The 13,480-nt window shown below is 37.3% G+C and carries 12 protein-coding genes; 6 read left to right on the top strand and 6 right to left on the bottom strand.

Annotation, left to right across the window (positions count from 1 at the left end; genetic code table 11):
• Positions 1-16 precede the first annotated feature (16 nt).
• The 4 genes from cobT to ybaK all read right to left on the bottom strand — a co-directional run bounded on the left by cobT (position 17) and on the right by ybaK (position 3,029).
• A complete protein-coding gene (cobT, locus tag B9T30_RS13785; protein WP_086185510.1) occupies positions 17-1,069 on the bottom strand; it encodes a nicotinate-nucleotide--dimethylbenzimidazole phosphoribosyltransferase in 1,053 nt (350 codons plus the stop codon).
• Positions 1,069-1,587 (bottom strand): bifunctional adenosylcobinamide kinase/adenosylcobinamide-phosphate guanylyltransferase, encoded by a 519-nt coding sequence (gene cobU / locus B9T30_RS13780; RefSeq protein WP_086185509.1) that lies wholly within the window; start codon positions 1,585-1,587, stop codon positions 1,069-1,071. The genes cobT and cobU overlap by 1 nt, the downstream gene beginning before the upstream one ends.
• Positions 1,584-2,213: a 2'-5' RNA ligase family protein gene (locus B9T30_RS13775; protein WP_171264172.1), complete on the bottom strand. Its 630-nt coding sequence runs from the start codon at positions 2,211-2,213 to the stop codon at positions 1,584-1,586. Before B9T30_RS13775 ends, cobU begins: the two co-directional genes overlap by 4 nt.
• A 345-nt stretch (positions 2,214-2,558) precedes the next feature.
• Complete coding sequence (ybaK, locus tag B9T30_RS13770; RefSeq protein ID WP_086185507.1) at positions 2,559-3,029, bottom strand: Cys-tRNA(Pro) deacylase; 471 nt, start codon at positions 3,027-3,029, stop codon at positions 2,559-2,561.
• 630 nt (positions 3,030-3,659) lie between these two features.
• On the opposite strand from ybaK, the gene B9T30_RS13765 reads away from it, so the two are divergent.
• The gene (locus B9T30_RS13765; protein ID WP_086185506.1) at positions 3,660-4,958 is read left to right on the top strand and encodes a dicarboxylate/amino acid:cation symporter; all 1,299 of its coding nucleotides are present in this window, start codon (positions 3,660-3,662) and stop codon (positions 4,956-4,958) included.
• 334 nt (positions 4,959-5,292) lie between these two features.
• Here the strand turns inward: B9T30_RS13765 and B9T30_RS13760 are convergent, their stop codons facing one another.
• On the bottom strand, positions 5,293-6,516 hold the full coding sequence (locus B9T30_RS13760; RefSeq protein WP_086185505.1) for an alkane 1-monooxygenase: 1,224 nt from the start codon (positions 6,514-6,516) through the stop codon (positions 5,293-5,295).
• Positions 6,517-6,706: 190 nt separating this feature from the next.
• Here B9T30_RS13760 and B9T30_RS13755 point away from each other — a divergent pair, with 190 nt between their 5' ends.
• Positions 6,707-7,630, top strand: coding sequence for an AraC family transcriptional regulator (locus B9T30_RS13755; protein WP_086185504.1), 924 nt, complete (start codon positions 6,707-6,709; stop codon positions 7,628-7,630).
• Between the two features lies 1 nt (position 7,631).
• On the opposite strand, the gene lpxB is transcribed toward B9T30_RS13755, so the two are convergent.
• A complete protein-coding gene (lpxB, locus tag B9T30_RS13750; protein WP_086185503.1) occupies positions 7,632-8,810 on the bottom strand; it encodes a lipid-A-disaccharide synthase in 1,179 nt (392 codons plus the stop codon).
• A 208-nt stretch (positions 8,811-9,018) separates the two neighbouring features.
• Between lpxB and B9T30_RS13745 the strand changes: the two genes are divergently transcribed.
• From B9T30_RS13745 to B9T30_RS13730, 4 genes are read left to right on the top strand one after another with little or no spacing between them, the layout of a single operon-like run.
• Positions 9,019-11,217, top strand: coding sequence for a TonB-dependent siderophore receptor (locus tag B9T30_RS13745; protein WP_086185502.1), 2,199 nt, complete (start codon positions 9,019-9,021; stop codon positions 11,215-11,217).
• Between the two features lie 59 nt (positions 11,218-11,276).
• Positions 11,277-11,570 (top strand): hypothetical protein, encoded by a 294-nt coding sequence (locus B9T30_RS16720; RefSeq protein WP_086185501.1) that lies wholly within the window; start codon positions 11,277-11,279, stop codon positions 11,568-11,570.
• Between the two features lie 3 nt (positions 11,571-11,573).
• A complete protein-coding gene (locus tag B9T30_RS13735; RefSeq protein WP_086185500.1) occupies positions 11,574-13,139 on the top strand; it encodes a PepSY-associated TM helix domain-containing protein in 1,566 nt (521 codons plus the stop codon).
• Entirely contained in the window at positions 13,139-13,423 is a 285-nt protein-coding gene (locus B9T30_RS13730) for a hypothetical protein (RefSeq protein ID WP_086185499.1), read from the top strand. Before B9T30_RS13735 ends, B9T30_RS13730 begins: the two co-directional genes overlap by 1 nt.
• The last annotated feature ends 57 nt before the right edge of the window (positions 13,424-13,480 follow it).

Genomic DNA, 13,480 nt, shown 5'->3' with positions numbered 1-13,480 from the left:
TGCAATCATTCTAGAATTAAACTTTTTCACCAATCACGGCAGCTTCCGCAAAAGTTGCCATATGATTATGAAGACTACATGCCAGTTTAATCAGCCCTAAAGAAGCTCCTGCACCACTACCTTCTCCTAAACGTAAGTTCAGTTTGAGCAATGGATTTGCCTGAAGTTGCTCTAATAATCGACGATGACCATATTCTGCTGACTGATGTCCAAACAACATCCACTCACGCACTGCTGGATTTAAACGGACTGCCACCAGTGCTGAAACTGTGGTAATAAAACCATCCACAACTACAGGTAATCCAAGTTGAGCACAGCGGATATAAGCACCTGTGATTGCTGCTATTTCCAAACCACCAACTGCGCACAGTGCTTTAAAGGCATCCTGAACGACATAATCTTGATGCAAAGCCAAAGCCTGATTAATCACATTTTTCTTATGAATGAGCTGTTCTTCACGAATCCCTGTTCCCACACCCGTTAACTGTTCTGCGGGTTCATTCAATAAAAAACATGCAACTGCTGAAGCTGAGCAAGTGTTACCAATACCCATTTCCCCTGCGACATAAATAGATGCGCCATCAGCGACTGCGGCTTCAACACTTTTACGCCCTAAATCCATCGCTGCCATACATTGCGCTTCAGTCATCGCTACCTGTTTAGCAAAGTTTGCTGTGCCCGAAGCAATGCAATGGCGCTCTACGCCTGCATACTCATAGGCATCACCCACTGAACCACAGTCAATCACTTGCAGTTTTGCCTGATATTCTTTGGCAATCACGCTAATACATGCACCGCCAGTGGTAAAGTTTTGCAGCATTTGACGGGTGACCGCTTGTGGATAGGCAGAAATATTTTCTTCCATCACACCATGATCGCCAGCAAAAATAGTGATCCAAGGTCGATCCACATTGGGGCGTGGATTGTCTTGTAAACTTGCCAATAGCACCGCAATATTTTCAAGTTCAGATAATGAACCTGTCGGTTTGGTCAATTGTAATTGACGTTCTTCCGCCAATTGTTTTGCTTCCGCACTTGGCGTTTTACACGCATCCAACCACCAGTTCACTACTTCTCTCCTTTTAACAGCATGGGAAAACCCGCAACACAAAATACAACTTTATCGGCAATTTGCCCCAACTGTTGATGCAAACGCCCAGATTCATCGACAAACTTACGGCTAATTTCCCCCATCGGAATGACACCTAAACCTGTTTCATTACTGACTAAAATAAGCTCTGACTGTAATATCGGAATAATATTCAATAATTTTTGGCATTGCTGCATCTGTAACTCAGTATTTTCATGCATCAACAAATTGCTCATCCATAGCGTTAGGCAGTCGACAAGAATCACTTGATTGGGTTGATCCAGCTCGATTAAACAATCAGCTAGATATAAAGGCTCTTCAATTACAGTCCAATGTTGTGGACGCTGTGCTTGATGGTGATCAATACGCGCCTGCATTTCATGATCAAATGCTTGTGCCGTGGCAATATAAGTCACATTTAGATTTGAATCTTTTGCTATTTGCTCTGCAAGGCGACTTTTACCCGAACGCGCGCCACCTAAAATAAGTTGCATCATGCATTTTCCAATTTAAATTGCTGAAACGGATAGAGCTGACCTTGTAATATTTTCGCCTGATATGTACCAAATGTCAGTTGATCCACTGAAAATTCAAAGCTTTTTTGTTCTATGCTTTTAATATGATTAAAAATTAAATCACTTTCAAAATCTTGATCATACAAACCTAAAGTTAAATGTGGACAATAGTCAAGCGGTGCTATTTCGGCACAACTTTGTCCAAGTATATTGCGCAACTCTAAAAGTACATTATTTTCATCAATAATTTCGACAAATAAAGCACTCTCAAAGCTATTGATATGACCCGTTTTTAATTGAATTTTCTTGGAAAAACGATAGGTTAAATCTTGAATGTGCTGATGCAGTTTTTCAATGCCAAAATCATCATCCAGAACTGGGTTTTGTTCAGTTATAAAACCACAGACAAATAAAGTAATGTGAAATTGACGGTTATTCGGTGTATATAAAAATTTGTAAAAATCTGCACGTAGTTGATTTAAATAATCTAATAATTCTGGATGCTCAATTTCAATGTACCACAATGAAAAATTCTCACGACCACAATGCCATTCGGGATAATCCCCTGCAAGGGTAGCAACAACGGGCATAGAAGGTTTTAAAAACACGCGTAAATCACTTTAAATTCAACCTTGTTATTAAAGCACGGATGATGCTGGCTTTCTTAATCTGTTGATTTAGTAATATTCAACAAAAGTGAATTATATTCAGCTTTTATCGCATTAAAGCATATTAGCAACATATTGATGCCTCAATAACTTTCTCGTCATTAACCAACCATTAAAAACGGATGATTATCCCTTGTAAAAAGAGTCAAAGAATGCTGTGAATCATGGCATGTGACATCTACTACACATCATTCATGGTTTATATTTTTATCAAAGTTCAGGATAAAAATGGCAACCTGATGACATGTATAAAGAGGTATTTTTTGACTCGTTTTATGACCCGCCCTAATCTTGATCTAAAACATCTGCAAACTGAGCACCCAAAACATGGACTAAATCTTGCGGTTTTACCCCAATATCTAAACCTCGTTTTCCACCACTAACGTAAATTTTATTTAATAATTCTGCTGAACCATCGACAACCGTTTTTAAACGCTTTTTCTGCCCTACTGGACTAATACCGCCCACCAAATAGCCTGTTAAACGTTCAGCATCTTTAGGGTCTGCCATCTGTAATTTTTTTACGCCAACTGCCGCAGCAATTTTCTTTAAACTTAACTGATGTGCAACAGGTAAAACCGCTACATAGTAATTCTTGCTATCCGTTACCAATAACGTTTTAAAGACTTCATGTACTTCTAAATTAAGCTTTTCGGCAGCTTCTAATCCAAAACTTTTAGCATTTACATCGTGCTCATATTCATGGATAGAAAATTCAATTTTATTTGATTTTAAAACTTTACAAGCTGGTGTCATTTTTAATGATGAAAATAGTTGGTTTACGAAATTATATGCTTTTTTAAAGTGAATGTTTAGTTTGCTTAGGCTATTTTATCTAAATTAATATTCAATTGAGTACTCTAAAAGTGGATATTTTTGCTTGGGGTTTAGAGCCGAGTTTCGTATAAATGTCATTATGCTCATACAATTTCAGTTGCTTAAAATACTTCATCAATAAAAATCTAATCTTTTATTTAACCGTAATAAACCTATTCTAATAAAAATATATCAATATCGTGAGTTCATTATTTACTGAAATTTCACCCTTCAGATCATTCATACAAAAAATACCAATATACCTTATATACTTTTATAATTTAGATAAGTTTTTTAACTTTAATTTTTAAAAAACAGTTGTTTATAAAATATACCATATAAAACATGTATTTATACGCACCATATTAGTGCCTACTATAACATGACAAAATATACTTTTATATCTTAAAGATATAATTTCCCAAATTAGTATTTCCAAAATTTATGATGGAGTTGGCTTTTTCTTCTTTACAATGCTTCTTTTTCCTCCTTTCTGAAGTACCGATATTGCTGAGCGATTAAGTACTTTAGCAATTTAAAAATCTTTCCATCGTAAAAGGTATGCAGATAATGGATTTCAGTACCCTTGAACCAGAAGTTATAAAGAAGAAACAAAAGTTTCATCAGATCTTATATGTACAGGTCATCTTTGCAATTATCTTAGGTATCCTTTTAGGACATTTTTATCCAGAATTTGGTGAAAGCTTAAAGCCTTTAGGGGATGCTTTTATTAAGATCGTTAAAATGATTATTGCTCCTGTAATCTTTTTAACAGTTGTGACTGGTATCGCCAGTATGACCAATATGAGTCGTGTTGGTCGTGTAACTGGTAAGGCAATGTTGTACTTCTTTACTTTTTCTTCACTTGCACTTGTTATAGGCATGATTGTGGCAAACATTATTCAACCTGGTAAAGGCTTGAATATTGATCCAACTACTCTAGCAAATGACAAAGTCGCGGGTTATATAGAAAAAGCGCACGATGCGACATTAGTCGATTTTTTCATGAATATTATTCCAAAGACTTTAATTAGCCCTTTAGCTGAAGGAAGTATTCTACAAGTTCTATTCGTAGCAGTTTTATTTGGTATTTCTCTAGCTGCAATTGGTGATCGTGGTCGTCCTATTGTTGATATTTTAAATAACCTGACAGCACCCGTATTTTACCTAGTAGGTATGCTAATGAAATTAGCTCCTATTGGCGCATTTGGTGCAATGGCATTTACAATTGGCGCCTATGGTATTGAAGCTATTGGTAATTTATTATTACTTATTATGACATTTTATATCACTGCGCTGTTATTCATACTTATTATTTTAGGTGCTGTTGCTCGCTATAATGGTTTCTCAATTTTAGCGCTTATCCGTTATATTAAAGATGAATTATGGCTAGTCTTGGGGACCAGTTCTTCAGAAGCGGCTTTACCCTCTCTTATGCATAAAATGGAAAAAGCAGGCTGTGAAAAATCTGTAGTCGGTTTAGTGATACCAACAGGATATTCATTTAACCTTGATGGCACTAATATTTATATGACTATGGCCGCTTTATTTATTGCCCAAGCGTGTAATGTGGATTTATCAATTGGTGAACAAGTAGCATTATTGCTCGTTGCAATGGTGAGTTCTAAAGGTGCAGCAGGCGTAACTGGTGCAGGTTTTATTACTCTAGCTGCGACACTATCGGTTGTACCTGCTGTACCAGTTGCAGGTATGGCACTCATTTTAGGCATTGACCGCTTTATGTCTGAGTGTCGTGCATTGACCAACCTTGTTGGTAATGCCTGTGCAACCATTGTCGTTGCTCGTTGGGATAATGCTTTAGATAAAGAAGTTTTAGATGAAGTATTAAACAAATCAAAACAGTCATAAATTTCTGTTATTTCAAATAAAAAGAGTCTACTAAGGCTCTTTTTGTTTTCTCCAATCATTAAAAAATTAATGATTGATCAAAAATTTGCAAGGGAAGCACTTCACTCGATTGCTTCGGATACTTTACAGTGAATTCTAAAGTTTTATTACAACCCAGATAATACCCTTTATCTAAAAATATTTTTATTTTCATATAAATCAAAAAATTGATAACAAAACCCAATATCAACCGATTGGGTTTTGTTATAATTTACAATGCTTTTCGATTATTATTCAATCAATGTTTCACATCATTGCTTAGAATAAATTTACTTCGCTGTTAAGCAAACCACATCTATTCTTCTTTATTTAATAATCGATCAATTACACCAAATTTTTTAAAGATTTTTGCACGGCGTTTCGGATGAATATTGGCTTTATTTAAATCACCTTCATAATGATCAAATACTCGCTTATCCATCATTTTAAACCATAACGATGGAATTAACGCAGGCAATAACATCGTTGCATAACCGCTTGGCAATTCAGGCGCTTGTTCAAAATTACGTAACGCTTGGAATGGACGTGTCGGATAAGCATGATGATCCGAATGGCGCTGTAACTGATATAAAAATAAGTTGGTGGTAATGTTATTATTATTCCAACTATGTTCTGGCATCGTCCGTGCATAAGAGCCATCTTCTTTTTGATCGCGCATTAAACCATAGTGCTCAATATAGTTAATAATTTCAAACAAGCTCACACCATAAAAAGCCTGTGTTGCTAAATATGGAATAATGTCTTTACCAAATAATTTCAACATGGTGGCATGAAAACCAGCACTCATCGCCCAACCTTGAAACAGTTCATTTTGAGGACTAAAAAAAGATAATCCTTTACGTTTTAAACGATTTCTTTCAATTTCAACGGCAGACTTTAGACCACCAAAAATTGTTCTTGGCCAAAACTCATAGAATGTTTCTCCCATTTTAGACGATGCAGGATCTTCAGGGGTTGCAGCACGTTTATGATGTCCATACGGATGTTCTACACGAAAATGGTTGTAAAACAGTGGCATGAGCGTCGCATGTGAAAGATAATGATCTTTTTTATTGGGTCTGTGTGATAACTCATGCGCAGTATTCACCCCAATACCATTAATTGCCCCCATCGAAACCCCCAACAGGATTTGATCAAGCAACGAGGTACTTTTACGACTAACCACATAACCTGCAAATACATTTGCTGCCATTTGCAAAGGAATAAATAATTTTACAATACGGTCATAGTAAGGGTCAGCGACCAAAGATGAAATTTGATCATCACTGGGATTATTGTTGTCTGTCCCAACTACATAATCAATACTGGGAATAATCACATGCAGTAATAACGGCCCACCCAAAGCAAAGATTTTTTTCGTCGCTTTAGGACCAAACTGATAGCCAGCCAAAATCCCCATCCCAATGACAGGTAAACCGGGGCTTAATAACCACCAATAGCGTTTTTTATCCAGTGCTAAACCTGAAGCAATGGGCAGGGTTTGAATTGTTGTTTGATTTAAATTTACTGGTGCATTCATGCTGGCGACTTCCCTATTTTTTGTTCTACCGTTATATTTCTAGAAATGGGCAATCAATAACAGTTGTAAACGTCCAAAAAAGCTATGCAAACGTCTTTGGCATCAAGAGCCAATATTTGACCTAAAAACACATGCTTGAATGACTCTAAGCTTTTTATAATTTTATTCGATGATGACAGAAAGATAATACATGGATGCTTTAAGTAAAATTTTTGATGATATTCATCTCAATAAATCTGAATATATTTATTTAAAACCTCAAGGCGACTGGGCATATGCCTATCAAGAACAAGGTGCCATGATTGGCTATGTGGTACTGGTTGGCAATCTCACCATTCAACTTGACTCACACACCCAACTTCACGTTGAAGCAGGTGATTTAGTCCTTATTCCGTCTGGACAAAATCATTCTTGTCATAGCAATAACAAAAATAATTTAGTTGAAGCCTTAAACATCACAGCACTTTTTGATCAAAAAAGACAAGAGACGATCGAGTTTGGCAGCCAAAGTGGTGAACCTGCTCTCATTTTAGCCATTCGCTGTCATATTGATACCATCATGGCGCGCCCTTTACTTAACGCACTACCCAACTATATTCATATTCACCATATTACGGGCAGTAATGCACCGGAATGGCTGCAAATAGGTCTGCATTTTCTGGCGGTTGAAGCCTACCAAATTCGCCCCGGTCGGGACAAAATTCTCGATCATTTGGTTAGTATTCTTTTTATTGAGTGTGTGCGTGACTACATTGCCCAATTAAGTGATTCCAATAATTGGCTTCGCGCACTGGTACATACCGAACTGGCCAATGCTTTAGCCGCCATTCACGGAAAACCCGAACTGGCTTGGACAGTTGAAACACTGGCTGAACAATGCTGTATGTCTCGCTCCAAATTTGCCCCGCTATTTAGCACGATTGTTGGCGAAACACCGTTGGCTTATTTACAGCAATATCGCTTCCGTTTGGCATCTCAGTACCTACGCGAAGGACAATGGTCTATTCAACACATTGCTCATCGGGTTGGTTATTCTTCTGAAACGGCATTTAGCCAAACCTTTAAACGACTGTTTGATCTAACACCAAGTCAGTATCGACAACAATTTCAATAAGTTATTCTGCATTTAATGTACTAAGAATAGTCTGAACGGGGTTCTCACTATTTCCTGAAAGCAATTGCTTGTGCATAGTAAGGTGCTGCATCGCTTGTATTTGCGCAGTTTCAATATTCATCAGTTTTTCAATTTCAGCGGCTAAATTTTCTGGCGTTGCATCATGCTGAATCAGTTCTTGAATGACTTTTTTACCCGCAATAATATTCGGCAAAGAATAATACTGAATTTTGATCAAAAATTTAACCACAACATAAGTCAACCAATTAAGCTTATAAAAGGTCACCATCGGACGATGTAACAGCATTGCTTCTAAAGTTGCCGTTCCTGAAGCCAATGCCACAATATTTGAAGCATTCATCACTTGACGGCCAATTTTAGATTCAGTATCCGTGTTTTCCATCAATTTAACTTTAGCGATAAAATCACTTGGATAATGCTTTAATAATTCTTCAATCTGCTGCTTACGTGCATCATTAATCGCAGGAATTAAAAATATATAGTCAGGATGTTTTTGGCTGATGATTTTCGCTGCATCAAGCACCAATGGGCCAAGTCGTTCAATTTCACCACGGCGGCTACCCGGTAAAAGCGCAATATGCTTCTGCTCTACATTTAAAGCCAGCTCTTGTTTTGCTTCAATAAGAGGATTTTTCAATGGCAATTGACTTGCTAATGGATGCCCAACAAACGCAGCAAGCACATCAAATTTCTGATAAAACGCTTTTTCAAACGGAAATAAACACAGGACTAAATCAATACTGGCCTTAATACCATGTACCCGTCCCTGTCGCCACGCCCATACCGAAGGACTGACATATTGTACTGTTTTAATCGGTAGATTTTTTTGTTTTAAGCTTTTCGATAAACGTAAATTAAAGTCTGGCGCATCAATACCAATAAATATATCAACGGGATCTTGAGTCCACTTATCGACCAAACCATCGCGGACAGCAAATAGTTTTTTAATATCTTTTAAAACTTCCACAATACCCATAACCGATAAAATATCCATCGGATAATCACTGCTGAAACCTTCAGCAATCATTTGAGGTCCACCAATCCCTTCAAACTCTGCATCAATTCCCTGCTCACGGAAGCTACGAATAAGTTGAGCACCAAGTGTATCACCCGATACTTCACCGACGACAATTCCTATTTTAAGTTTCCGATTTTGCAAAACTTTTATCCTATTTCAAAGTAGGGGTATTTTAGCATACTCATATATTTGAAATCTTATCTACATATCCCGACAGTACAAATAAGATTTTTGCTTCTATTTTATATTTAAATAATTTTTTTAATTCAAAATATCGATAATCATCCCATTGTGTTTAGATTTATTAAACAATAATATAAATGATAATTATTTTCACTTAGATTTTATAATGAAGTCCATCTCTCCTCTGCTTTCCAAATGCTTTAAATTGTCATTCCTAAGCTTATCCATACTGAATATTCAATATAGTTACGCAGCAGATGCTGTAGACCATCAGGTGCAAACTTTATCGACCATTCAGCTACAAGCTCAATCAGAAAATGCTGATCAAAGCTCTGAAAAAACCAAAGCGTATACCGTTAAAAATAGTCGCAGCGCATCAAAACTCAATATTACAGTGAAAGAAACACCGCAAACCGTCAATGTCGTAACGCGTCAACAGATTGAGGATTTCGGGTTAAATTCAACACGTGAAATCTTAAAAAATACGCCCGGAGTCACTGTTCAAAGTCAAGAAACAGAACGTACTTCTTACATGGCACGAGGTTTTGAAATTTCAAATATTCTCACTGACGGCGTAGGCTTTCCTTTAAGCAGTTATAACTATAACAATACCAATCCAGACACTTACTTTTATGACCGTGTCGAAGTGGTAAAAGGAGCCGATGCCCTATCGAATGCCTTTGGTGATCCAAGTGCAACCATTAATAATATTCGTAAACGTCCGACCAAAGAATTACAGGCAAGTGCTGGATTAAGTTATGGTTCTTGGAATACTCAGCGCTATGAAGCAGACGTTTCTGGCTCACTTTCTCCAAATGGACGAGTACGTGGTCGTCTCATGGGTTATGAGCAGACGGGAGATTCTCATCTTGACCGATATTCTTCTGAAAAAAATGGCTTTGCAGGCATCTTAGAAGCCGATATTACTGACTCAACATTATTCACGGTCGGTTACAGTCAAAATCAGAACAAGCCAAATGCCAATAACTGGGGGGCTTTACCGCTACTGGATGCAAATGGAAAACAACTGTCTTATGACCGAAATTACAATCCAAATCCAGATTGGGCACATTGGGACAATAAAACCCAAGATGCTTTCCTAGAATTACAACAAAAACTTGGCAAAAAATGGACGGCTAAACTCACCTATAACTATAGTGATACTGAACACAATAGCCGCTTGCTTTATTACTATGGCAACCCTCAAGCAGATGGTTCAGGCGTTTCACTTACAGCTTGGGGCGGTAAAGAACAACTCCGTAAACATTTTGCTGATCTAAATTTCCAAGGTACTTACAACTTATTCAATCAAGAACATGAAGCAACTCTGGGATACAGTCGGATTCAAACGCATCAATACGACCAACAATCCAGTGGTTTTATTAATGACAGTAATATTAACAATGTCTCGGGCATTTATAATGGCGTTCCTTATCTTACGCAATACACTACAGATTGGGCGAGCTGGACACCTCAGTCCATAACATGGTCTGACTTCAGTGATGCAGCTGAATACAGACAAAAAATTAACTCATACTATGCCGCAACACGTCTTCATTTAACGGATGATTTAAAGTTAATCTTGGGTGGAAATTACGTTCAAGCAAGCAGTAAAGGCGTAAGTTATGGCTCTCCAATGGCATACGATGAAAGTAAGTTATCGCCATATGCGGGCTTAACCTATAACTTCACACCCGAATACACAGGCTATATGAGCTATACCTCTATTTTCCGCCCACAAACAGGTATTGAAGAAACAACACGCCAAGCGTTAAAACCTGTCGAGGGTGAAAGCTATGAAGTCGGTATTAAAAGCGCATGGCTAAACGATCAATTGACGGGTACGCTCTCAGTGTTTAGAACTGAACAGAATAATTATCCACTCCGTAATTCAGATGGTAATCTATTAAATCGTACTTCTAAGACCAGTGATTTACAATCACAAGGGGTCGAAGTCGGTCTTGCAGGGCAAATTAGTGATGATATTAGTTTAGCTTTTGGTTACACCCAATTTAGCCTCAAAGATATGAAAAATGGCGGTGCCGCGCGTACTTATAATCCAAATCAAACCATTAATTTGTTAGCCACTTATACAGTTCCTGCATTACCTAAACTTAAAATTGGCGCTGGGCTACAATGGCAAGATAAGATTAAGCTATATGACTCGACTTTAAAAAGCACCATCTCTCAGGATGCCTATGCACTCGTCAATTTAATGGCCAGTTATGAAGTCAACGACCATATTCTGCTACAAGCGAATGCTAAAAATGTTACCGATAAAAAATACTTAAATAGCTTCCCTAGTGGACAAGCTTTTTATGGAGAGCCTGCTAACTATACACTTGCAGTTAAATTCAAATACTAATTCAACCACCAAGCCTGAGTACTCAGGCTTGGTTTTTTATGAGCACAGTGATCTTTTCTATGAGTAAAACTTCTTCCCTATCTTTCTCTTATCGAATGACGGTGCTCTACCGCTTTATCATTGCCTTTGTATTTGGTTACGCTTGCACGTCTTTACTGGTGAGTAATCTCACCATACTTTTTCATCATTCACTGCCCAAAGCAGAAGCAATTTATCTAGCGGCATTCATTAGTATTTTATTCTTTGTAAGTTTTGTGATCAGCAGTTTTTGTGTCTGCTCTTTACATAAACTAAGCTTGATAAGTATAAGTTTGACGGCGTGTTTTTATACAATCTACTGGATATTAGGTTAAGTCATGCAAAAATCAATACGTCAATCTATGGCATGGCTACACGCTTGGACAGGGTTACTTTTCGGATGGTTATTGTTCGCCATCTTTCTGATGGGGGCATTGTCTTATTATCGTCATGAAATCAGCCTATGGATGCAACCACCCGTTGCTCAAATACACGTTAATCAAGATACAGCGCTACATACGGCATACCAATATTTACAACAAAATGCACCAGATGCAAAAACATGGATGATCAATCTCGCAAATGAGCAAAAGCCTGTAAACCAACTCTATTGGCAAAAGGCAGATGATGCTTATGAAAGCAAAACCTTAAATCCCAATACAGGACAAGAGTTAACGCTGACGCAAACACAAGGGGGCGATTTTTTCTATCTGTTCCACTTTCAATTGTTCGGTATGCCTTATTTAATAGGCAGATTAATCGTTTCACTCGCAGCATTTATTATGCTGATCGCATTGGTTTCGGGCATTATTACCCATAAAAAAATTCTCACCGATTTCTTTACCCTACGTGCCTTTAAAGGACAACGTTCTTATTTAGATTTCCACAATGTCAGCTCTGTTATTGCCTTGCCCTTCTTTCTTACCATTACATTTACAGGCTTAGCCATTTTCTTTTATTTATATTTACCTTGGGGTATGCAAAAACTTTATCCTGAAAATAATTACCAATATTTTACAGAAATTAATGCCAAAACCATTCCGAAAATTGAAAATAACAGCCACGCCAAGATGTTATCTCTTGACAACTTAATGCAGTCCGTTAATCAAGAATGGGGCGACACCAAATACAGTGCCATCAATATAAAAAATCCCAATACACAGCAAGCACAAATCACCTTTATCGAAGCTCAAGATCACTCAATTACCCGTAATCCAGCACAAATCACCTTGAATGCAGTCACGGGAGAAAAATTACGCAGCACGAAGAATAACAGCACTATTGCGACACTAAATGCAGGTGTATACGGATTACATATGGCGACTTTCGCTCAGCCTTTACTTCGTTTGGCCTTATTTTTTTCAGGCTTACTGGGCTGCGCGATGATTGCTTCAGGACTATTGCTTTGGAGTCTAAAGCGACAACTACAAAAAAAAACGGAAAAGTTCCATTTTGGATATTATCTGGTACAACGACTTAATGTCGCTGCTATTATCGGCTTACCTATTGCGGTTCTTGGCTACTTTTATGCAAATCGAATTGGACTGATGCTCCAAAGCACACAAAATTATGAAGTGACCACTTTTTTTGCCGTCTGGTTAGCCATCTTTACCACAAGCTTAGGTATTAAAAAACAATATCTTTGGAAAAAACAATTGGCAATATTTATTGTTTTAGCATTCAGCTTACCTATTTTTAATCTGTTTTTTCTTCTACAACAAAATCAGATTCAAAATTTTACTCAGCTTTGGACTTTCTTTAGAATCGACTTATTCATGCTCATTTTTGGCTTATTGGCAGTGTTTCTATACAGAAATATTCAGCCTATTCAACTTAAAGCTCAAACAAAAATAAAAAATAAGCTTGAAAAAAATACACAGCTAAACAATGGAGAAAGCCTCTGATGAATATTTTATTCAGCTTCCTTTTTATTCTATGTGCTGTTTATGGTCTATATCGGGTCAGTGAAAAACAAATCAGAAAAACTTTGCAGTCTAAATGGACATTGTTGGGATACCATCCGCGAATTGTGCGTGTTATTTGTCTTTTTCTGCTGGTGATTGCCACTCTATTGATTATCCAAGAAGACGGTTATTCTATTGGTTTCGTCAGCTTCTGGGTCTTTTCCAGTCCCCTTATTTTTATCTTTATTCTATATATCAATGAGCTTAGCGCTAAACAAAAGTAACGCTATAGATAACTGTCATTCCCTGTTTAAAATAAGTGTTAAAAAGTTTAAGCCCAT

Source organism: Acinetobacter sp. ANC 4973 (genome assembly GCF_002135275.1).
Lineage (GTDB): Bacteria > Pseudomonadota > Gammaproteobacteria > Pseudomonadales > Moraxellaceae > Acinetobacter > Acinetobacter kyonggiensis.
The sequence above is the reverse complement of the archived record's forward strand: the minus strand, read 5'-3'. Positions and strand labels throughout refer to the sequence as shown.

Excerpts from the sequence above, each read along its gene's own strand:
- B9T30_RS16720 (WP_086185501.1), top strand. The coding sequence starts at position 11,277 with ATGAGTAAAACTTCTTCCCTATCTTTCTCTTATCGAATGACGGTGCTC.
- B9T30_RS13765 (WP_086185506.1), top strand. The coding sequence starts at position 3,660 with ATGGATTTCAGTACCCTTGAACCAGAAGTTATAAAGAAGAAACAAAAG.
- B9T30_RS13745 (WP_086185502.1), top strand. The coding sequence starts at position 9,019 with ATGAAGTCCATCTCTCCTCTGCTTTCCAAATGCTTTAAATTGTCATTC.
- B9T30_RS13730 (WP_086185499.1), top strand. The coding sequence starts at position 13,139 with ATGAATATTTTATTCAGCTTCCTTTTTATTCTATGTGCTGTTTATGGT.
- cobU (WP_086185509.1), bottom strand. The coding sequence starts at position 1,587 with ATGATGCAACTTATTTTAGGTGGCGCGCGTTCGGGTAAAAGTCGCCTT.
- B9T30_RS13755 (WP_086185504.1), top strand. The coding sequence starts at position 6,707 with ATGGATGCTTTAAGTAAAATTTTTGATGATATTCATCTCAATAAATCT.
- ybaK (WP_086185507.1), bottom strand. The coding sequence starts at position 3,029 with ATGACACCAGCTTGTAAAGTTTTAAAATCAAATAAAATTGAATTTTCT.
- B9T30_RS13760 (WP_086185505.1), bottom strand. The coding sequence starts at position 6,516 with ATGAATGCACCAGTAAATTTAAATCAAACAACAATTCAAACCCTGCCC.
- B9T30_RS13735 (WP_086185500.1), top strand. The coding sequence starts at position 11,574 with ATGCAAAAATCAATACGTCAATCTATGGCATGGCTACACGCTTGGACA.